General features: G+C 68.6%; 20 protein-coding genes. 16 read left to right on the top strand and 4 right to left on the bottom strand.

Translation table 11 applies throughout. The features are described 5' to 3' along the window. Positions 1 to 2: 2 nt before the first annotated feature. The gene (locus ACRYRV_RS06460; protein ID WP_444985602.1) at positions 3 to 950 is read right to left on the bottom strand and encodes an AEC family transporter; all 948 of its coding nucleotides are present in this window, start codon (positions 948 to 950) and stop codon (positions 3 to 5) included. Between the two features lie 31 nt (positions 951 to 981). Beyond that, positions 982 to 1,773, bottom strand: coding sequence for an IclR family transcriptional regulator domain-containing protein (locus tag ACRYRV_RS06455; protein WP_444985603.1), 792 nt, complete (start codon positions 1,771 to 1,773; stop codon positions 982 to 984). Between the two features lie 143 nt (positions 1,774 to 1,916). Between ACRYRV_RS06455 and ACRYRV_RS06450 the strand changes: the two genes are divergently transcribed. The 10 genes from ACRYRV_RS06450 to ACRYRV_RS06405 all read left to right on the top strand — a co-directional run bounded on the left by ACRYRV_RS06450 (position 1,917) and on the right by ACRYRV_RS06405 (position 11,438). Next, the gene (locus tag ACRYRV_RS06450; protein ID WP_444985604.1) at positions 1,917 to 3,260 is read left to right on the top strand and encodes a class-II fumarase/aspartase family protein; all 1,344 of its coding nucleotides are present in this window, start codon (positions 1,917 to 1,919) and stop codon (positions 3,258 to 3,260) included. Between the two features lie 173 nt (positions 3,261 to 3,433). Continuing rightward, positions 3,434 to 4,264 carry a CoA transferase subunit A gene (locus ACRYRV_RS06445; protein WP_309637616.1) on the top strand — a complete coding sequence of 277 codons (831 nt, stop codon included), beginning with the start codon at positions 3,434 to 3,436 and terminating at the stop codon, positions 4,262 to 4,264. Then, positions 4,264 to 5,037, top strand: a complete 774-nt coding sequence (locus tag ACRYRV_RS06440; RefSeq protein ID WP_253448483.1) for a CoA-transferase subunit beta — start codon at positions 4,264 to 4,266, stop codon at positions 5,035 to 5,037. The genes ACRYRV_RS06445 and ACRYRV_RS06440 overlap by 1 nt, the downstream gene beginning before the upstream one ends. A 35-nt stretch (positions 5,038 to 5,072) precedes the next feature. After that, complete coding sequence (gene pcaF, locus ACRYRV_RS06435) at positions 5,073 to 6,275, top strand: 3-oxoadipyl-CoA thiolase (RefSeq protein WP_444985605.1); 1,203 nt, start codon at positions 5,073 to 5,075, stop codon at positions 6,273 to 6,275. A gap of 13 nt (positions 6,276 to 6,288) precedes the next feature. Then, entirely contained in the window at positions 6,289 to 7,467 is a 1,179-nt protein-coding gene (pcaDC, locus tag ACRYRV_RS06430; RefSeq protein WP_444985606.1) for a bifunctional 3-oxoadipate enol-lactonase/4-carboxymuconolactone decarboxylase PcaDC, read from the top strand. A 68-nt stretch (positions 7,468 to 7,535) separates the two neighbouring features. Continuing rightward, positions 7,536 to 8,474 (top strand): pca operon transcription factor PcaQ, encoded by a 939-nt coding sequence (gene pcaQ, locus ACRYRV_RS06425; RefSeq protein WP_444985607.1) that lies wholly within the window; start codon positions 7,536 to 7,538, stop codon positions 8,472 to 8,474. Positions 8,475 to 8,574: 100 nt separating this feature from the next. After that, on the top strand, positions 8,575 to 9,297 hold the full coding sequence (gene pcaH / locus ACRYRV_RS06420; RefSeq protein WP_253448494.1) for a protocatechuate 3,4-dioxygenase subunit beta: 723 nt from the start codon (positions 8,575 to 8,577) through the stop codon (positions 9,295 to 9,297). A gap of 39 nt (positions 9,298 to 9,336) precedes the next feature. Then, entirely contained in the window at positions 9,337 to 9,969 is a 633-nt protein-coding gene (gene pcaG, locus ACRYRV_RS06415) for a protocatechuate 3,4-dioxygenase subunit alpha (RefSeq protein WP_253448496.1), read from the top strand. Between the two features lie 146 nt (positions 9,970 to 10,115). Then, complete coding sequence (locus tag ACRYRV_RS06410) at positions 10,116 to 10,949, top strand: 3-keto-5-aminohexanoate cleavage protein (RefSeq protein ID WP_444985608.1); 834 nt, start codon at positions 10,116 to 10,118, stop codon at positions 10,947 to 10,949. An 81-nt stretch (positions 10,950 to 11,030) separates the two neighbouring features. Next, the gene (locus ACRYRV_RS06405) at positions 11,031 to 11,438 is read left to right on the top strand and encodes a nuclear transport factor 2 family protein (protein WP_444985609.1); all 408 of its coding nucleotides are present in this window, start codon (positions 11,031 to 11,033) and stop codon (positions 11,436 to 11,438) included. Between the two features lie 38 nt (positions 11,439 to 11,476). Here the strand turns inward: ACRYRV_RS06405 and ACRYRV_RS06400 are convergent, their stop codons facing one another. Further along, the gene (locus tag ACRYRV_RS06400; RefSeq protein WP_444989313.1) at positions 11,477 to 13,183 is read right to left on the bottom strand and encodes a sigma 54-interacting transcriptional regulator; all 1,707 of its coding nucleotides are present in this window, start codon (positions 13,181 to 13,183) and stop codon (positions 11,477 to 11,479) included. A gap of 410 nt (positions 13,184 to 13,593) precedes the next feature. On the opposite strand from ACRYRV_RS06400, the gene ACRYRV_RS06395 reads away from it, so the two are divergent. The 6 genes from ACRYRV_RS06395 to ACRYRV_RS06370 all read left to right on the top strand — a co-directional run bounded on the left by ACRYRV_RS06395 (position 13,594) and on the right by ACRYRV_RS06370 (position 19,714). After that, positions 13,594 to 13,908 carry a c-type cytochrome gene (locus tag ACRYRV_RS06395; protein ID WP_444985611.1) on the top strand — a complete coding sequence of 105 codons (315 nt, stop codon included), beginning with the start codon at positions 13,594 to 13,596 and terminating at the stop codon, positions 13,906 to 13,908. Positions 13,909 to 13,912: 4 nt separating this feature from the next. Continuing rightward, positions 13,913 to 14,452, top strand: coding sequence for a hypothetical protein (locus ACRYRV_RS06390; protein WP_444985612.1), 540 nt, complete (start codon positions 13,913 to 13,915; stop codon positions 14,450 to 14,452). Between the two features lie 31 nt (positions 14,453 to 14,483). Next, complete coding sequence (locus tag ACRYRV_RS06385; protein ID WP_444985613.1) at positions 14,484 to 16,034, top strand: FAD-binding oxidoreductase; 1,551 nt, start codon at positions 14,484 to 14,486, stop codon at positions 16,032 to 16,034. Positions 16,035 to 16,071: 37 nt separating this feature from the next. After that, positions 16,072 to 17,538, top strand: coding sequence for an aldehyde dehydrogenase family protein (locus ACRYRV_RS06380; RefSeq protein WP_444985614.1), 1,467 nt, complete (start codon positions 16,072 to 16,074; stop codon positions 17,536 to 17,538). Positions 17,539 to 17,607: 69 nt separating this feature from the next. Then, on the top strand, positions 17,608 to 18,519 hold the full coding sequence (locus ACRYRV_RS06375) for a SphA family protein (protein ID WP_309637604.1): 912 nt from the start codon (positions 17,608 to 17,610) through the stop codon (positions 18,517 to 18,519). 103 nt (positions 18,520 to 18,622) lie between these two features. Continuing rightward, positions 18,623 to 19,714, top strand: a complete 1,092-nt coding sequence (locus ACRYRV_RS06370) for an NAD(P)-dependent alcohol dehydrogenase (protein ID WP_444985615.1) — start codon at positions 18,623 to 18,625, stop codon at positions 19,712 to 19,714. 56 nt (positions 19,715 to 19,770) lie between these two features. Here ACRYRV_RS06370 and ACRYRV_RS06365 read toward each other — a convergent pair whose 3' ends face one another. Beyond that, positions 19,771 to 20,676, bottom strand: coding sequence for a LysR family transcriptional regulator (locus ACRYRV_RS06365; protein ID WP_444985616.1), 906 nt, complete (start codon positions 20,674 to 20,676; stop codon positions 19,771 to 19,773). Positions 20,677 to 20,815: the final 139 nt, after the last annotated feature.

The following is a 20,815-nucleotide window of genomic DNA, read 5'->3' as shown; positions in this document are numbered from 1 at the left end:
GGTCAGGCCGGCAGCAGGCCGAAGAGGGTCAGCGCCCAGAGCATCAGGCTCAGGGTCACGAAGGCGCAGAGGGTGCCCACCATAAGGGCCGCCGCGCTGGTCTCGCCCTGGCCGTAGGTCTGCCCGAAGAGCGGATAGAGGCTGATCATGGGGGCGCTGGCAAACAGCAGGCCGCCGGCGATCATCAGCGGGCTGGGGTCGGACAGCAGGAGCAGGAACAGCAGCACGGCCAGGGGGTGAAGGACCAGCTTGCCGAGCACCACCTGGCCCATGCTGGCCGCCATGCCCTGGACCCGAATGCCGTGCAGCATGGCGCCGATGGTGAACAGCGCCGCGGGCCCCGCCGCATCCGCCAGCATCTCGATGACCTGCTGAAGCGGGCCCGGCAGACGCAGGCCGCTCAGCGCCAGCGAAAGACCGATGAGCAGTCCGATCAGCACCGGGTTGCGGGAGAGCCTGGCGAAGGTCTGGCGCGCCACCTGGCCCAGGTTGCCGCCGTTCTGGCGGCTGGCCTCGGCGAGGATCAGGGCGGCGGGAATGATCAGCAGCGTCTCGATCACCATATTCAGGGCCATGAAGATCGCCGCCGGGGGGCCGATGGCCATCAGGGCCACCGGATAGCCGATGAAGCCGCTGTTGGCGGCCGACATGCCCAGCGCCTCGATGGCGCTGGCGTCCAGGCGCTGTCCCCGGGCGCGGGAGAGGGCGATGCCGATGATAAAGACCAGCGCCGACCCCAGGCCGTAGGCCACCAGGTAGCCGACGTTGAGCACCTCGGCCAGGGGATAGTCGCTCAGGGCGCGGATGATCAGCGAGGGCAGCGCCAGGTACATCACGAAGGTGGCGACGCCCTGCATGTTGTCGCGGCTGATCAGGCCGCTGCGGGCGGCGACGAAGCCGGTGCCGATCAGCAGGAAGATCGGCAGGGTGATGGCCAGTATCTCGAGCATGGGGGCCTTCCTTCCTTGGTGCGGTGGGCGCTCAGCTGACGAGGGAGCGGATCAGTCGCGCCTTGGCCTGCAGCAGCGGGAGATACTCCTCAAGCAGGGTGTCATGGTCGATGCGGGCGGCGTTGGTGCTGATGTTGAGGGCGCCCAGCAGCTTGCCGTTGGCGTCGAAGGCCGGCACGGCGATGGAGCGCAGCCCGGAGTCGAGCTCCTGGTCGGCGATGGCGTAGCCCTGCTGGCGCACCGCCATGATGCACCTGCGAAGCTCGGCCTTGTCGGTGATGGACTTTTCGGTATACCGCTCCAGCACGGCACGCTCGAGCCAGGCGTCGAGCTCCCTGTCGGGCAGCTGGGCCAGCAGCACGCGGCCCATGGAGGTGTAGGCGGCCGGCAGGCGCGTACCCACCGAGAGGGTGATCGCCATCAGGCGGTGACGAGAGGAGGAGCGGGCCACATAGGTGACCTCCTCGCCGTCCAGCACGCCCAGCGACGAGGACTCGCCGCAGGCGGCGGTGATATCCTCCAGCACCTGCTGGATCACGCTGCGGTAGTTGTTGGCCGACAGGAAGGAGTAGCCGAGCTTCAGCACCTTGGGCGCCAGCTCGAAGACGCGCTGCTCCTTGCGCACATAGCCCAGGGCGTGCAGGGTCAGCAGGAAGCGCCTGGCCCGGGCGCGGTTCATGCCGGTGCGCGCCGCCACCTCGCTGAGGGTCATGCGCGGGTGCTCCTCGTCGAAGGCCAGTATCACCTCCAGGCCGCTCGCCAGGGCGGTCACGAAGTCGCGATCCTCGGGGCTCAGTACCTCATCCTGCTCTGCGCTTGCCATCCTTACATGTCCTTGGTCGTGTTGCTCGAATCCACGCATCAATCTAGCATAGTGTTCGAATTGCGAACACTTGTACGGGCTTGGGCTTTAGTCGGTCCGTCAGGCCCTTTCAGCCCCTGGTTTCAGCCCCTGGAGAGATCATCATGCCTGCCCTCCTGCTGCAGCACCCCTTCATGAGCGCATCGGCCCTGGCCGAGTGCAACGGTCAGGCCATGGTCGCCGCCATGCTGGCCTTCGAGCTGGCCCTGGCCGACGTCCAGGAGGCCCGTGGCGCGCTGCCGGAGGGCGCCAGCGGGCAGATGCGTCGCCTGCTTGAGGCCCATGCGTTCGACCTGGAGGCCATCGCCGCGGGGATCGCCAGCGGCGGCAACGCGGCGATTCCCTTCGTCAAGCAGGCCAGGGCGGCCCTGCCCGCCGAGCTCAAGCGCTACTTCCATCAGGGGGCCACCAGCCAGGACGTGGTGGACTCGGCCCTGATGCTGTTGCTCAGGCCGCGCCTGGCGGCCCTGGATGCCCTGCTGCAGCGCTGTCGCGCCGCCGCGCTGCCCCTGATGCGGGCCCATGGCGAGACGGTCATGGTGGGGCGCACCCTGATGCAGCAGGCGCTGCCGATCACCTTCGGGGTCAAGGTGGCCCACTGGGCCATCGGCCTTGAGCAGGCGCGCCGTCGCCTGGCCGGGGTCGAGCTGCCGGTGCAGTTCGGCGGTGCCGTGGGCGTGCACTCGGGTCTAGAAGAGCCGGGCGGGGACAACCGTGGGCTCGACTTCATGGACGCCATCGCCCAGCGGCTTGGCCTGGCGGCGCCTGTGCTGCCCTGGCATACCGACCGCCAGCCGATTCACGCCCTGGGCACGGCCCTGGACGCGGCGGCCGGTGCCGCCGAGAAGCTGGCCCTGGATGTGGCGCTGCTGACCCAGACCGAGGTGGGCGAGGTCGCCGAGCCTTCGGCTCCCGGCATGGGCGAGTCCTCCTCCATGCCCCACAAGCGCAACCCGGTGCGCTGCGCGCTGATCCGCGGCGCGGCCCGCCAGGTGCACGGCCACACCACGGTACTGCTCAACGCCGCTGCCCAGCCCCTGGAGCGGGGGCTTGGGGAGTGGCACGCCGAGTGGGCGCCGCTGATCGACAGCGCCCTGCTGCTGGAGGGGGCCCTGGAGCAGGCCGCGGTGCTGCTGGAGGGGCTGGAGGTGAACCCCGAGGCGATGAAGCGGAACCTGGCGGTGACCGGCGGCGGCATCATGGCCGAGCCGGTAGCGAAGCTGCTGGCGCCGACCCTGGGGCCGGACGCCGCCAAGCGCATCAGCGCCGAGGCGGCCGAGACGGCTCGCCTTCAAGGGGTGCCCTATGCGGAGGCCCTCGCGGCCCATGCCGAGGTGCAGGGCAACCTGACGGACGACGCCCTGGCCCGCGTCACGGATCCGTCATTATACCTTGGTAGCGGTCGGGCCCAGGTGGCGCGCGCCGCTGACTGGCTGATGGCGATATAACCAATTGTTAAGCAAAGTGTTGTGATGCCCACGAGGGGAAGGCCTGGCCTTCCCCTCGGCGTTTCCGGGCGCCGGAAAGTTGACGCTGGCCGACGGCGGGAGTAGTTTGTTCGCATCACAAAACAAAGTTCGCTATTCGAACTTTGCGAGAGTCACCGCCAGGAGGAGATCCCATGGCCGAGTTCCTTAGCCTGCATGACGCGGTTGCGCGCTACGTTGAAGATGGCGCCACCGTGGCCATGGAGGGCTTCACCCATCTGATTCCCTTCGCCGCGGGTCACGAGGTGATTCGCCAGAAGAAGCGCGACCTGACCCTGATCCGCATGACCCCCGACCTGGTCTATGACCAGCTGATCGGCGCCGGCTGCGCGAAGAAGGTCATCTTCTCCTGGGGCGGCAACCCCGGCGTGGGCTCGCTGCACCGCCTGCGCGACGCCGTGGAGAAGGGCTGGCCCCACAGGGTCGAGATCCTCGAGCACAGCCATGCCGCCATGGCCTGCGCCTTCGAGGCCGGCGCGGCGGGCCTGCCCCTGGCGGTGCTGCGCGGCTATGTGGGCAGCGAGCTGCCTAGCGTCAACGACCAGATCAAGTTCATCGAGTGCCCCTTCACCGGCGAGCGCCTGGCCGCCGTGCCCTCGGTGCGCCCGGACGTCTCCATCGTCCACGCCCAGAAGGCCGACCGCGCCGGCAATGTGCTGGTGGAAGGCATCGTCGGCGTGCAGAAGGAGGCGGTGCTGGCGGCCAAGCAGAGCATCGTCACCGTCGAGGAGATCGTCGAGGACCTGCGCAGCGAACCGGACTACCACCCCAACGCCTGCATCATCCCGGGCTGGGCCATCAGCGCCATCGCCGTGGCCGAGAAGGGCTCGCTGCCCTCCTATGCCCACGGCTACTACCCGCGCAACAACGCCTTCTACAAGGAGTGGGATGCCATCGCGCGGGATCGCGACACCTTCACGGCCTGGATCGAAGAGAACGTCATGAACGCAGGGGGGAACGCCTGATGAGCCTCGAATACACTTCCTCGGAAATGATGACCGTCACCGCGGCCCGCGCCCTGGAGAACGGCACCACCTGCTTCGTCGGCATCGGCCTGCCCTCCGAGGCGGCCAACCTGGCGCGCCTGACCCACGCCCCCGACGTGGTGCTGATCTACGAATCCGGCACCCTGCAGACCAAGCCCGACGTGCTGCCGCTCTCCATCGGCGATGGCGAGCTGGCCGAGACGGCGCTCACCACCGTGGCGGTGCCGGAGATGTTCCGCTACTGGCTGCAGGGCGGAAAGATCGACGTGGGCTTTCTGGGCACCGCCCAGATCGACCGCTACTGCAACCTCAATACCACCCTGATCGGCGACTACCGCGAGCCCAAGGTGCGCCTGCCGGGCGGTGGCGGGGCTCCCGAGATCGCGACGAATGCGGGTGAGGTCTTCATCACCCTGAAGCACTCCAAGCGCGCCTTCGTCGACCGGGTCGACTTCGTCACCACCCTGGGCTTCGGCCGAGACGGCAAGGGGCGCGACGGCGTGCCTAATATCGGCAAGGGTCCGACCCGCGTCATCACCGACCTCTGCGTGATGAAGCCGGACCCCGAGACCAAGGAGCTCGTCGTGGTGTCGCTGCATCCGGGCGTGACCCGCGAGGACGTGATCGAGGCCACCGGCTGGGAGATCCGCTTCGCCGAGCGGCTTGAGACCACCCCCGAGCCCAGCGGGCAGGAGCTCGAGATCCTGAGGGATCTCAAGGACCGCACCGCCCGTGCCCACGCCGGCGAGTGACGCCGCGATCGCAGCGACTTTCAGGAGATAAGGCAATGACCGACGTATTCCTCTGCCATCCGCGGCGCAGCGCCGTGGGCCGCTTCGGCGGCACGCTGGCCAGCGTGCGCCCCGACGACCTGGCGGCCGCCATCTTCAAGGCGGTGCTCAATGATGCGCCGGATCTCGACCCGGCCGCCATCGAGGATGTGTTCATGGGCTGTGCCAACCAGGCCGGCGAGGACAACCGCAGCGTGGCGCGCATGTCCGCGCTGCTGGCCGGCCTGCCGACCTCGGTGCCTGGCACCACCCTGAACCGCCTGTGCGGCTCCGGCATGGACGCGGTGGGCACCGCCTTCCGCGCCATCAAGGCCGGCGAGATGGACCTGGCGCTGGCTGGCGGCGTGGAGTCCATGTCCCGGGCCCCCTATGTGCTGGGCAAGGCCGACAGCGCCTTCTCCCGGGGCCAGCAGATCGAGGACACCACCATCGGCTGGCGTTTCATCAACCCGCTGATGAAGAAGGCTTACGGCGTCGACTCGATGCCGGAGACCGCCGAGAACGTGGCCGAGCAGTTCAAGATCTCCCGGGAGGACCAGGACGCCTTCGCCCTGCGCTCCCAGCAGAAGGCCGCCGCCGCACAAGAAGCCGGCCGCTTCGCGCTGGAGATCACCGCCATCGAGATCCCGCGGCGCAAGCAGGAGCCGCTGATCTTCGACCAGGACGAGCACCTGCGCGCGACCACCCTCGAGAAGCTTGCCGGCCTGCCGACGCCCTTCCGCGAGGGCGGCAGCGTCACCGCCGGCAACGCCTCCGGGGTCAATGACGGCGCCGCCGCCATGCTGGTGGCAAGCGCCGCCGCGGTGGAGCAGCACGGTCTCGTCCCCATGGCGAAGATCCTCGGCATGGCCACCGCCGGCGTCGAGCCGCGTATCATGGGCATCGGCCCGGTGCCCGCGGTGCAGAAGCTGCTCAAGCGTACCGGCGTGTCGCTGGACGAGATCGAGGTGATCGAGCTCAACGAGGCCTTCGCCGCCCAGGCGCTCGCCTGCATGCGCGAGCTGGGGATCGCCGACGACGACCCGCGGGTCAACCCCAACGGCGGCGCCATCGCGCTGGGCCACCCGCTGGGCATGTCCGGCGCCCGCCTGCTGCTGACCGCGGCTCATGAGCTGCAGAAGAGCGGCAAGCGCTACGCCCTGTGCACCATGTGCGTGGGCGTGGGGCAGGGCATTGCGACCCTGATCGAGCGGGTTTAACAGGAGAGTTTCCATGGCATTTCTGAACATCAAGGGGCGCAGCGTCGCCTATCGTCTGCTCGGCGCCGAGGCCAACCCCCTGGTGGTGCTGGCGCACCCCCTGGGGATGAGCCAGGCGGTATGGGACGACGTCCTGCCGGCGCTGCTGCCGCGCTACCGGGTGCTGACCTGGGACCTGCCCGGCCACGGCGCCAGCCAGGCCTGGGGCGAGGCGCCCATCGCCCCGTCCGACCTGGCCGCGGAGGCCCTGGCCCTGGCCGATCACGCCGGCGCCGAGCGCTTCCATTTCGCCGGCACCTCCATCGGCGGCGTGGTGGGCCAGCAGCTGATTGCCGAGCACGCCGAGCGCCTGCTCTCCGCCACCCTGACCAACACCGGGGCGGTGATCGGCACTGCCGAGCTGTGGAGCACCCGCGCCGGCTGCATCCGCGAGGAGGGCCTGGCGGCGATGGCCGAAGAGATCGTGCCGCGCTGGTTCGCCCCGGCCTGCTTCGAGGCCGAGCCGGCTCTCAAGGCGGGCTGGTGCACCCAGATGGGCCGCGGTGACGATGACTCCTACGCCAGGCTCTGCGAGATGCTGGGCAGCCACGCCTTTACCGGCAAGCTCAGCGGCAAGCCGGTGAAGGTGCAGCTGCTGGGCGGCAGCGAGGACCTGGCTACCCCGCCGGCGACTCTCGAGGCCCTGGCCGCCGAGCTCGACGGCGCCCCCCTGGAGATCCTCGAGGGCGTGGGCCACGTGCCCTCCGTGGAGGTGCCCGGCCGCTTCGCCGAGACGCTGCTGGCGGTGATGGCGGTGGACCTGGGCGATGTCGGCAACCAGGGCGTCGACTACGCCACCGGCCTTGAGACCCGCAAGCAGGTGCTGGGCGAGGCCCACGTGGCGCGCTCCACCGAGAACGCCACCAGCCTGGACGCCCCCTTCCAGCAGATGATCACCCGCCTGGCCTGGGGCGAGCTGTGGAGCAACGAGGATCTGACCCGTCGCGAGCGCAGCATGATCACCACCGGCATCCTGGCCGCCCTGGGCCGCGAGGAGCTCACGCTCCACCTCAAGACGGCGAAACGCATCGGCCTGACCGAGGCGGAGCTTCGCCAGGTGCTGATGCACGTGGCCATCTACGCCGGCGTGCCGGCGGCCAACCACGCCTTCGCCCTGGCCAAGGAGCTGGGTTGGGGAGAGGCTGCCCGCTAAGTGACGGTCCGCCCCGCGCTCGGCGGGGCGGCTTCGGTGCCCCTTGCGGGCACCGGCAGGAGGTGGACATGCTCAATGCCCGGATCAAGCTGCGTCACCTGCAGGCCTTTCTCGAGGTGGCGCGACAGCGCAGCTTTGCCCGTGCCGCGGAGCGCCTGGCGATTACTCAGCCGGGGATCTCCAAGACCATCCGCGAGCTCGAGGAGACGCTGGGGACCAGCCTCTTCGATCGCACGCCCAAGGGGGTGGCCCTGAACCAGGCCGGGCTGACGCTGCTGCGCCATGCCGGGCCGGCGCTGCGGGCCCTGGAGGAGGGCGTCCAGGCCATCGGCGATACCGATGGCGTTCGCCAGCTGCGGGTGGGGGCGCTCTCCACCGTGGAGAGCCGCCTGCTCCCCGACGCGCTGCGGGGCTGGCACGCCGAGGGGACCCCCCATGCCGACGTTGGCGTCAGCGTGGTGACAGGCCCCAGCGCCTTCCTGCTCTCGCGGCTGAGGCGGGGCGAGCTGGACCTGGTGGTGGGGCGCATGACCGAGGCGCGCGAGATCCAGGACCTGGCCTTCGAGCATCTCTACTACGAGCGGCTGCTGCTGGTGGTGCGTGCCGGCCACCCCCTGGCCGGCATGAGCCCGCTGCCTCCGGAGGCGCTGAGTGCCTACCCCTGGGTGCTGCCGCCGCCCCGGACCACCCTGCGCCAGCAGGTGGACAGCTTCTGTGTGCGCCACTCCCTGGCCCTGCCGGCACGGCGCCTGGAGACGCTGTCGCTGCCGCTGAGCCGGGGCTACACCCTGGGCAGCGAGGCGATCTGGGTAGCGCCCGAGGAGGCCGTGGTCGAGAGCCTGGCGGCGGGAGAGCTCTGCGAGCTGGCCCTGCCGCTGGAGCAGCAGGGCGGCTCGGTGGGGCTCTGCACCAATGCCACGCTGCGGCCCTCGCTGGCCCTGGAGGCCTTCTGCGAGCGCCTCCGCGAGGTGGCGTCCCGGCTGGGACGCGGCGCGCCCTCGCCATAACCCCTGGGTTATGGGGGCGGGGCGAGACGTCAATAGGCAAGCGGCCCTTAGGCAGCGACACTGCCCCAGGTCAATAACATCCACCCCGGAGACGATCGTCATGCCGCAAGACAACAAGCGCTTCGTCGAGCGCGACCGCAACTGGCATCCGCCGGCCTATGCGCCCGGCTACAAGACCTCCGTGGCCCGCTCCCCGCAGCAGGCCCTGGTCAGCATGCAGAAGCCCACCGTGTCGGAGCTCTCCGGCCCCGATTTCCGGCATCTGCGCATGGGGCCCCATGACAACGACCTGCTGCTCAACTTCAGCCAGGGCCAGGGCCTTCCCCAGGGCGAGCGCATCATCATGTTCGGCCGCGTGGTCGACCAGTTCGGCAAGCCGGTGCCCCACACCCTGGTGGAGATGTGGCAGGCCAACGCCGGTGGCCGCTATCGCCACAAGAACGATCGCTACCTGGCGCCCCTGGATCCCAACTTCGGTGGCGTAGGCCGCTGCCTGACCGATGACCAGGGCTGGTACCGCTTCCGCACCATCAAGCCGGGCCCCTACCCCTGGCCCAACGATATGAACAGCTGGCGTCCGTCCCACATCCACGTCTCGGTGATGGGCCCGTCGATCTCCACCCGCCTGATCACCCAGATGTACTTCGAGGGCGATCCGCTGATTCCGCTGTGCCCCATCGTCAATACCATCAAGGATCGCGACGCCGTCGAGACCATGATCGGTCGCCTGGACATGGCCCGCAGCAATCCCATGGACTGCCTGGCCTATCGCTTCGACCTGGTGGTACGCGGCGAGCTGCAGACCTATTTCGAAAACCAGTAATCGGTTCGAGAACCAGTGACAGGATGGGGTAACCAGACAATGAACCAGCCGAATTCCCGACCCAGCAGCGAACTGATGCTGCGCGAGACCGCCTCCCAGACCGCCGGGCCCTACGTGCATATCGGCCTGGCCCTGGCCGCCGCCGGCAACCCGACCCGGGACGAGGAGATCTGGAACGAGATGGCCCGTGAAGGGGCAGAGGGCGAGCAGATCGAGGTCGTCGGCACCGTCATCGACGGCAACGGCGACCTGGTGCGCGACGCCTTTATTGAGGCCTGGCAGGCCGATGCCAAGGGCGAGTACCAGCGCGAGTTCGACCTGAAGAAGCCGTTCAACAGCTTCGGTCGCACCGCCACCACCTTCGACCACGGCAGCGAATGGTCGCTCAAGACCATCAAGCCGGGCCCGGTGGCCCACGCCAGCGGCCAGCCCCAGGCGCCGCACATCAACCTGTCGATCTTCGCCCGCGGGGTCAATATCCACCTGCAGACGCGCCTCTACTTCGAGGACGAGGCCGAGGCCAACGCGGCCTGCCCGGTGCTGACCCGCATCGAGTCGCCGACCCGCCGCCAGACCCTGATCGCCCGCCGCGAGGAGGTCGACGGCAAGGTGCGCTATCGCCTCGATATTCGCCTGCAGGGCGAAGGCGAGACGGTCTTCTTCGATTTCTGACGGACGCCCTGGCCTCCAGGGCTCCTGTCAGCTGCGCCGCCCTTCGGGGCGGCGTTCGGCGTTTGATGCCGAACCACAGCCGTAGGGGGCACTCCCCCAATGATAACGAGCCAGGGCGCCCCCGCGGCGCCCAGAGAGAGGTCACGATGTCCAACCCCTGCATCATCTGTGTCGCCATTACCGGCAGCCTGCCGCGCAAGGAGAACAACCCGGCCGTTCCCATCACCGTGGAGGAGCAGGTCGAGAGCACCCAGGCGGCCTTCGAGGCCGGCGCCACCATCGCCCACTGCCACGTGCGCAACGATGACCAGACCCCCAGCTCAGACCCGGAGAAGTTCGCGCGCCTGGTGGAAGGCCTGAAGAAGCACTGCCCGGGCATGATCATCCAGCTCTCCACCGGCGGCCGCTCCGGGGCCGGCGAGGAGCGCGGCGGCATGCTGCCGCTCAGGCCCGATATGGCGAGCCTCTCGGTGGGCTCCAACAACTTCCCCAACCGCGTCTATGAGAACTCCCCTCAGCTGGTGGACTGGCTGGCCGAGGAGATGCTCAAGTACGACGTCAAGCCCGAGATCGAGGCCTTCGACCTGTCGCATATCCACCAGGCGGTGAACCTGTCGAAGCAGGGCAAGCTCAAGGCGCCGCTCTACGTGCAGTTCGTGATGGGCGTGAAGAACGCCATGCCGGCCGACAGGCCGACCTTCGACTTCTATATCGAGACCCTCAAGCGCCTGGCGCCGGATGCCCAGTGGTGCGGCGCCGGCGTCGGTTCCAACCAGCTCCAGCTCAACGAGTGGTCCATCGCCGCCGGCGGTCATACCCGCACCGGCCTCGAGGACAACGTGCGCCTCGACCGCGACACCTTGGCCCCCTCCAACGCCGCTCTGGTAGAGCGCGCCGTGGCGCTGTGCGAGAAGTACGAGCGCCCGGTGGCCAGCTGGCAGCAGGCCCGCGAGATCCTCGGCCTCGGCCAGCCCGCCTGAGCCATCCGCTCGGGTGACATGCCGCCTGCCGTCTCTCGACAGGCGGCGTTCATGTTGTGGCGATACCAGAAGGAGAAGTGCATGAACACGACAGTCGACGAACGCACGCCCGATCATGACGAGATCGTCCGCGTGGTGCAGTGCTATGTGGAGGGCTTTCAGGGCCGTCTGGACAAGCTCCAGCAGGCCTTCCACGAGGACGCCTGGATTCTGGCGGTGGACGCCGAGGGCGGCTTCAGCAAGGACCTGATCAGCGATCGCTTCGAGCGCTGGGCGGCGAGCCATCGTCCGGTAAAGAGCCGCTTCATCTCGGTGACCCAGGCCGGCGAGGTGGCCAGCGTGCTGCTGGGCTTCGACAACACCGAGACCCCGGCGGACTCCTGGGTGGACGTGCTGGCGCTGCTCAAGCTCGACGGCCGCTGGCAGATCACCCACAAGAGCGCCGTGCACAGCACCCGGGCGGCCTGGGCCAGCCCGGTCGCGTCCTGAGTCAGGCCTGAGGGCGGGCGCCGAGCGCGCGCCCGCCCTCAGCGCAGCCCGTACTTCTTGAGCCGATAGGCGTAGGCGGGGCGGGTCATCCCCAGGCGGCGGGCGGCGGCGGCGATATTGCCCTCGTTCGCCGCCTGGGACGCAATCAGCATCTCCCTCTCGATATCCTCCAGCGTCAGGCCGGCCTCGAACAGCGCCTGGATCTGCTGCTGCGCCGAGCCGACGGCATCGGACTCCCGAGGAGCGGTCAGCCGACCCCGCTCATCCAGCCCCTGACTCTTCTCCCGCTTGAGCGTCGGCACCTGGTAGTCGCCGAACAGTGCCCGCTCGGTGATGTGCTTGTGATCCGTGGTCAGGATCACGCCGCGCTCGATGGTGTTCTTGAGCTCGCGAACGTTGCCGGGCCAGGCGTACTGGGTCAGGGCCGAGCGCGCCTGGTCGGAGAAGCCGAGGGTGCGGCGCTGGTAGTGGTGCTCGCAGCGCGCGAGGAAGTGCTCGGCCAGGGCGTGAATATCCTCGTGCCTCTCACGCAGGGGCGGCACGGTGAGGGTGAAGGCGTTGAGGCGAAAGAAGAGGTCGCGGCGAAAGCGGCCCTCCTCGACGCGCTGGTGAAGATCGGTGTGGGTGGCCGCCACCACCCGCACGTCCACCTCCCTGACCGCCTGGCCGCCGACGCGCTCGATCTGCTGCTCCTGCAGGGCGCGCAGCAGGGCCGCCTGGGCGCGGGGCGAGAGCTCGGAAAGCTCGTCAAGGAAGAGGGTGCCCCCGTGGGCGCGTTCGAAGCGCCCCAGGCGGGACTGGGTGGCGCCGGTGTAGGCGCCCTTCTCCACGCCGAACAGCTCCGACTCGATCAGCTCCGGCGGAATGGCGGCACAGTTGACGGCGATAAAGGGGCCGCCGGCCCGCTGGCTCTGTTCGTGAAGCCGCCGGGCCAGGATCTCCTTGCCGGTGCCGGTCTCGCCCAGCAGCAGCACCGGCACCTCGGCGGCCGCGGCGCTGTCGAGCATGGCGAGCATCTCGCGAAAGGCCGGGGCCGAGCCGATGGGGCTCCAGTCCTCGTCCCGGGAGCGCCGGGCGAGGTCCCCTTCCAGGGTGGCCACCCGGGCCTGGAGGTCATAGAGCTCGTCGATCAGCGGCGCTTCGCGCAGCAGGGCGGAGAAGGCCTCATGGTCCGGCCACTCCTCGGCAAACCTGCCCACGATGCGGCACTGGGCGTCTCCGCAGCCCATGCACTCCACCTCACGATACTGCACCTCGCGCTCCAGCAGCTGGGTCGCATAGCCGGAGGCGTAGCCCAGCAGGGTCCAGCAGACCGGATCCTCCTGTACGCCCCGGGAGCGCCACACCTCCACCTCGAAGGAGCCCTTCCAGATGAACTCGCTGTAGAAGCGGTTGCGCTCGGGGTCGATATCGACGCTGACCGGGATCGCCTGCACGTGCCCCTGCAGGGCATGCAGCTGGGGGCCGGCCAGAAAGCTGTCGCGCAGCCCGAGCTGCTTGCCCCGCAGGGCCTCGCCCAGCTCGGCATCCTGCAGCCCCGAGTAGTAGCCCAGGCGGATAAACACGCCCCGGGCGCGCTCGATGCCCAGGGTGGTCACCAGCTCGTTGCGGAAGAAGGCCGAGGCCTGCAGCGACATCAGCAGCATGCGCTGCTCTCCCAGCCAGATCTGCCCCTCTTCCGGCAGGAAGCGCAGGGCATCCATCAGGTCGCGGGCACTGGGATAGTCATTGGGCGTGGCAGGCATGGCGATCTCGCTGAACACCGGGAAGTAAGCCGGCACAGGATAGCATCCCGGCCCGCCTCCCGGTGCGCCGCGGGTTGGGAGAGGCGCTGCGGACGGGGTGCTGATTTGCTCACGGGGTTACCAAATGGTTAAGCGAAAATGTCGAACAGATGTCCGCATACCGCACGAGAGGCGGGGAAAAGCCTCCGCAGGTCGTTGATGTCGCGCATTTTTTCGAATCCGGCACGGTTCTTGAGAGGTAATTGGGGCGGAGCTTGACGCTAACCTCTTGATTTATACGAAAGTCTAAGGGTGGCGTCGGCCCGATCGACAGGCGTAATGCCCTTGACGACGAAGCGAGTGAGATGGATATGCAGAACACAACAACGCTGCCCAAGCGGCGCTTTTCATCACTCGGGTTGGGAACCCTGATGCTGAGCGGGATCCTGGTGCTGCCGACCCAGGCCGCTGCCGACGAGGCGGCCGCCCGCGAGCCCGCCGAGGTCTATCGGCAGGTCTGCGCGCACTGCCATGCCCCGGACAAGGCGGTCGGCCCCGAGATCACCATGGCCTTTCCCGAGGCGGCTCATGAGAGCTGGCGGGCCTATATCGAGACGACGGTACGCCATGGGCGCGCCGCCATGCCCTCCTTCCGTCCGGCCAAGATCAGCGACGCCGAGCTGAAGGCACTGAGTGCGGCCCTGGCCCGGGGTGAGCTGGCCGAGGACGACGGCGGTGAGGAGTGATGCCATGAAACTGACACGTCGACAGCTGCTCCGGAACGGTCTGCTGCTGGGCTCGGCGGCGCCGCTGACCATGGCCGCCGCCTGGGCCGGCCAGGCGACCCCGAGCGGGTCGCCCGTCCATGGCGCTATCTCCCTCTATGGCGTGGACCGCTCCACCACCGAGCTGGGTCTGGGGCTGCGCCAGCAGGGCTGGGAGCCCCGCTACGAGGGGCGCCTTGATCCCCTGGCGCTCAATGCGCTGCCGGCGGGAACGCTGGCGGCCGGCTTTACCGACGAGGCGGGGCTGGTGCTGCTGACCAGCCTGCTGGCCGGCCGGGGGCAGATCCTGGCCCTGGGGCGCCATGACGAGGGTCGCCACCACCTGCTGAGCCACCGCGGCCCGGTTGCCGAGCCGCTGGCGCTCTCCGGCGGCAGCTGGCAGTCCGCCCTGGGGCGCGAGTACGCCCGCCTGGCGCTGGCCGGCGCTGCCGGTCGCGAGGCGCGCCAGTTCCGCCGCCCTGCCGATGCCGGCGGTCGCGAGCTGAGCTTCCTGGTCCGGGTCTGAGCCCCGCACACAACAATCGAGAGAACACCCCATGAGCACGACACAGCGCATTCTTCCCAAGGGCGTCAGCGAGGCGGACTTCGATGCCGCCCTCGGCCGCTTTCGCGAGATCATCGGGGCCGACAGTGTCCTGACCGAAGGGAGCCAGCTGGCGCCCTACACCAAGATCATGATGGCCGGCGACGACCGTGACTACATCCCCTCGGTGGCGGTGATGCCGACCAGCGCCGAGCAGGTCCAGGAGATCGTGCGCACCTGCAACGAGTTCAAGGTGCCGATCTGGACCATCTCCACCGGCAAGAACCTGGGCTACGGCTCGGCGGCGCCGGGGGAGACCGGCCAGGTGATCCTCGACCTGCACCGCATGAACCGCATCCTCGAGGTGGACCCGGACTCCTGCACGGCGCTGGTGGAGCCCGGCGTCACCTATCAGCAGCTCTACGACTATATCCAGGAGAAAGGCTACAAGCTGTGGCTCTCGGTGCCGGCGCCCTCGGCCATCGCCGGCCCGGTGGGCAACACCCTGGACCGCGGCGTGGGCTACACCCCCTATGGCGAGCACTTCATGTTCCAGTGTGGCATGGAGGTGGTGCTGGCCAACGGCGAGATGATCCGCACCGGCATGGGCGGCATCGAGAACTCCACCTCCTGGCAGGTCTTCAAGTGGGGCTATGGTCCCTACCTGGACGGCATCTTCTCCCAGTCCAACTACGGCGTCGTGACCAAGATGGGCCTCTGGCTGATGCCGGAACCGCCGGCCTATCGCCCCTTCCTGATCCAGTATCCGGACCCGGAGGATATCGAGGAGATCGTCGAGATCATGCGCCCGCTGCGCATCGCGCAGATCATCCCCAATGCCGTGGTGATCGTGCACACCCTGTGGGATGCCGGTACCCACGTGGAGCGCAAGGAGTACTACGACGGCACCGAGTCCATCCCGCGGGAGGCCATCGAGCGCATCAAGCAGGACGAGGGGATCGGCGAGTGGAACATCTACGCCGCCCTCTACGGCACCCCGGAGCAGATCGAGGTCAACTGGAACATCATCGAGCAGGCCTTCAGCAAGAGCGGCAAGGCCCAGATCATGTACGGCGAGGAGGCCGAGAAGCGCGGCGGCGGCTTCTCCTACCGCTCGGCGCTGATGAAGGGCGAGATGAACCTGCAGGAGTTCGGCCTCTATAACTGGCGCGGGGGCGGCGGCTCCATGTGGTTCGCCCCGGTCTCCCAGGCCAAGGGCAGCGAGACCCGCGACCAGACCGAGCTGGCTCAGCAGATCCTCGGCAAGTACGGCTTCGACTACGTGGCCGAGTACATCGTCGGCTGGCGCGATATGCACCACGTCATCGACCTGCTCTACAACCGCCAGGACCCGGAGGAGACCCAGCGCGCCCACGACTGTTTCGCCGAGCTGATCGACGAGTTCGCCAAGCGAGGCTATGGCCTCTACCGTACCAACAACGAGTTCATGGAGCAGGTAGCCGGCACCTTCGGCGAGCCGCTGCGCGAGGTACACACCACCCTGAAGCGTGCCCTGGACCCCAACGGGATTCTCTCCCCGGGCAAGTCCGGCATTCGCCTGTAACCGTCCGTCGATGAACCGACCGTAAGGAAGAGATCAGATGAGCACTGCATACAGCGACTTTCAGCTTCAGCCCATCGCCGGCGAGTGGCGCAAGGGCAGCGGCGAGCGCACCGCCCGGGTGACCAACCCCTACGACGGCAGCGAGCTGCTCGAGATCCAGCTGGCCACCCGGGATGACCTCGACGCCGCCTTTCTGGCCGCCGAGAAGGCCCAGGCCGCCTGGGCGGCGACCCCGCCGGCCCAGCGCAGCGCCCTGCTGCAGCGCGTCGTGGCGATCTTCGATGCCCGCAAGGAGGAGATCATCGACTGGCTGATCCGCGAGTCGGGCAGCACCCGACTCAAGGCCAACGTCGAGTGGGGTGCGGCCCGCGGGATCACCCTGGAGGCCGCCAGCATGCCGGGCCGGGTCCACGGCATGACCCTGGCCTCCAACGTGCCGGGCAAGGAGAACCGCGTCTATCGCAAGCCCCTGGGCGTGGTCGGCGTGATCAGCCCCTGGAACTTCCCACTGCACCTCTCCCAGCGCTCCATCGCCCCGGCGCTGGCCCTGGGCAATGCCGTGGTGGTCAAGCCGGCCAGCGACACGCCGGTCACCGGCGGCCTGCTGCTGGCGAAGATCTTCGAGGAGGCCGGCCTGCCCGAGGGGCTGCTCAGCGTGGTGGTGGGTGCCGGCAGCGAGATCGGCGACGCCTTCGTCGAGCACCGCGTGCCGCGCCTGATCTCCTTCACCGGCTCCACCCAGGTGGGCCGCGGCATCGGCCGCATCGCCAGCGGCGGCGAGCATATCAAGAAGGTCTCCCTGGAGCTGGGCGGCAATAGCCCCTTCGTGGTGCTGGACGACGCCGATATCGAGCAGGCGGTGAATGCCGCGGCCATGGGCAAGTTCCTGCACCAGGGCCAGATCTGCATGGCGGTCAACCGCATCATCGTGGACGAGAGCCGCTATGACGCCTTCGTCGAGCGCTTCGTCGAGAAGGTCAAGGGACTCCAGGTGGGCGACCCCGACGACATGGCCACCGTGGTGGGCCCGGTGATCAACGCCAAGCAGCGCGAGGGGCTGGAGGAGAAGATCGCCACCGCCAAGCGCGAGGGCGCGACCGTGCTGCTGGAGGGCGAGATCCAGGGCCAGCTGGTGCCGCCCCATGTGTTCGGCGACGTCACCGCGGAGATGGAGATCAGCCGCGAGGAGATCTTCGGTCCGCTGGTGGGCATCCAGAAGGCCCGCGACGAGGCCCACGCCCTGGAACTCGCCAACGGCACCGAGTACGGCCTCTCCAGCGCCGTGTTCAGCGGCGACCTGGCCCGCGGCCTGCGCTTCGCCCAGGGCATCAAGGCGGGCATGACCCACGTCAACGACATGCCGGTCAACGACGAGGCCCACGTGCCCTTCGGCGGCGAGAAGAACTCCGGCCTCGGCCGCTTCAACGGCGACTGGGCCATCGAGGAGTTCACCACCGACCACTGGATCAGCGTGCAGCACGCGCCGCGTGGCTATCCCTTCTGAGCCAGATGGCCAGCGCCCCTGCCGCCCCGAGGGTGGCAGGGGCGGGCCACAACAAGAATAGAGACCGAGATGACGACGTATCACAAGAGAGCCGCCCTGGCGGCGCTGCTGGCCGGCCTGGCCTCCGCGCCGGCGCTGGCGGTGAATGGCCACTACCCCCCGGGGATCGAGGGACTGGGGGCGGCGACGGCGCCGCCAGAAGGGGTCTACTACCGCGGCTACCTGCTGCACTACGACGTGGATCGCTTCAATGACGCCGGCGGCGATGCCGCGCCGGGGCGCAACAGCGGTTCCGTGACCGCCCTGGCCCATCGCTTCATCTGGATGACCGGGCAGCAGTTCCTCGGCGCCGACTACGGCGTGGAGGCGATCATCCCGACCCTTGATCTGCGCTTCGACCTGGATGTCGCCGGGGGCGACCGCTTCAGCGACAAGGGCGTCGGCGACCTGTTTGTGGGCCCGGTGATCCTGGGGTGGCACGGCGAGCGCTGGGACGCCACCTTCGCCGCCGGCCACTGGTTCGATACCGCCAGCTTCGATGCCGACAACCCGGCCTCGGTGGGCAAGGGCTACGGCACCACCATGCTGACCCTGGGCGGCGTCTGGCACCTGGATGCCGACAGGACCTGGAGCCTGTCGGCCCTGTCGCGCTACGAGATCAAGGGCAAGCAGGACGACACCGGGATCACGCCGGGCGACAGCTGGCTGCTGGAGTGGGGCATCGGTCACCGCCTGGCCAACGGCCTGGAGCTTGGCCTGGTGGGCTACGACGCCTGGCAGCTGGAGGCCGACAGGGGGGCGCCGACCAGCGACAAGGCCGAGCGTCATGCCGTCGGCGCCGAGGCCGGCTACTTCTGGCCCGCGGCCGGCATCATGCTCAAGGGGGCCTATTACCATGAGTACGACACCCGAGCCGGTGGCCTGAAGGGGCTCGAGAGCGAGGGCGATGCCTTTCGCCTGCAGCTGACCAAGTTCCTGTAGGCCCCCGCAGGCTCGCCCTGCGGGTCCGCGAGGATGAGCCATTCTATCGCCCCTGTCCGGCCACCGGTCGGCCAGGGGCCATGTTCAACTGAGGAGAAGATCCATGCAGATCAAGGCGGCTGTGACCCTGGAGCAGGGGCGTGATTTCGAATGGCAGGCGGTGGAGCTGGCCGAGCCTGGCCTGGGCGAGGTGCGGGTGCGCATCGTGGCCACCGGCGTCTGCCACACCGATGCGGTGGCCCGGGACCTCGGCATCGCGCCCTTTCCCATCGTGCTGGGCCACGAGGGCGCCGGCGTGGTGGAGGCCCTCGGCGAGGGGGTGAGCGGGCTCGAGGTGGGCGACCACGTGGTGCTCTCCTTTGCCCACTGCGGCGGCTGCGGCCACTGCCTGACCGGTCACCCCACCGTCTGCGATACCTTCAACGAGCTCAACTTCGGCGGCGCCATGGATGACGGCAGCCACCGCCTGGCGCTTGGCGACGACTCCCTGGCCACCTTCTTCGGCCAGTCCTCCTTTGCCACCCACGCCGTGGTCAACGCCCGCAACGCGGTCAAGGTGGACCCCGAGGTGGACCTGGCGCTGCTGGGCCCGCTGGGCTGCGGCATCCAGACCGGTGCCGGCACCGTGCTCAACCGCCTCAAGCCCGAGTTCGGGTCGAGCCTGGTGGTCTATGGCTGCGGGGCGGTGGGGCTCTCCGCCATCATGGCGGCGCGCATTGCCGGCTGCCAGCAGATCATCGCGGTGGATGTCCACGACAGTCGCCTCGAGCTGGCCCTCGAGCTGGGTGCGACCCATGCGATCAACGGCCAGCAGGAAGACACCGTCGAGCGGGTGCGCGAAATCACCGGCGGCGGCAGCCAGTTCGCCGTGGAGACCACCGGGGTGCCCGTCGTGGTGCGCCAGTCGCTGCAGGCCCTCAAGCCGCTGGGCGTCTCGGCCATCGTCGGCGTCACCCCCGAGGTGACCCTGGACGTGCACCACGACCTGATGGCCGAGGGCAAGTCGATGATCGGCGTGATCGAGGGCGACTCCGTGCCGCGGGTCTTCATCCCGCAGCTGGTGGCCTACTACAAGGAGGGCCGCTTCCCCTTCGACCGGCTGGTGAAGTTCTACGCCCCCGAGCAGATCAACGAGGCCTTCGAGGACTCGAAGAACGGCACCACCGTCAAGCCGGTGCTGAAGATCGCCGACTGACCCCGCACCTTCGGCCATCGCGAGGCGGCGCCTGCCCTGGCAGGTGCCGCCTCTTTCTATTCCGCAAACATCGCGAAGAGCAGGCCGCGCAGCCAGCGGTTACCGGCGTCGCGGTGGTAGCGGCGGTGCCAGAAGAGGTTGATGGGGATCTCGGGAAAGGGCAGGGGGTGCTCGCGCACCGCCAGGCCGAAGCGTTTCCGGGTCGCCTCGGCGAACTTGTCGGTCACCGTCACCACCAGGTCGCTCTCGCTGATGATGTAGGGCACGGCGGCGAAGTGGGGCAGCTGCAGCCGGACCGGGCGGTCGATGCCCGCCCGGGCGAGCTGCTCCTCGACGATGCCGTGCCCGGTGCCCTTCGCCACCACCACCGCGTGGGTGGACGCCGTGAAGGCCTCCATGCTGAAGTCGCCCGCTGCCAGTGGGTGGCCCGCCCGCATCAGGCAGACATAGCGCTGCACGAAGAGCCGCTGCTGGTAGAAGCCGGCCCCCAACTGGGGGATCAGGCCAGCGGCCAGGTCGATCCGTCCCTCCTCCATCTCCCGTTTCAGGTCCTCACGATGGCTGCGCACCGTGCTGAGCCGGATGCCGGGCGCCTCCCTGGCCAGGTGCTCCAGCAGCCGCGGCAGGAAGACGATCTCGCCGATATCGGTCATGGCCAGCTGGAAGGTACGCTTGCTGCTGGCCGGGTCGAAGTCATCGCCCAGGTTGAGGGTCTCATGCAGCCGGGCCAGCGCCTCGGCGATGCCGGGGTGCAGCTGGTCCGCCCGCGGCGTCGGCGAAAGCCCCCTGGAGGTTCGTTCGAAGAGCTCATCGCCGAGCAGCCGGCGCAGGCGCTTGAGTGCGTGGCTGACGGCGGGCTGGGTCACGCCGAGCCGTTCGGCCACCCGCTGGGTGTTGCCCTCGCGGTAGAGCAGGTCGAAGACCACCAGCAGGTTCACATCGATATCCGCCAGCCGCAGCATGCCCAGCCTCGCCTAGTTGACTGTATTAGATAGAATATTACTGCTGTTTATTAATAATATGAAAGAGGCTGTGTTGTGTGAATATCGAGGGGGCTCTAGCCTGCGCGTCATCAGCTGACGCCATGCCAATAACGGCGTC

This window comes from Halomonas mongoliensis, assembly GCF_052496345.1.
This window is presented reverse-complemented; position numbering and strand designations above follow the sequence as displayed.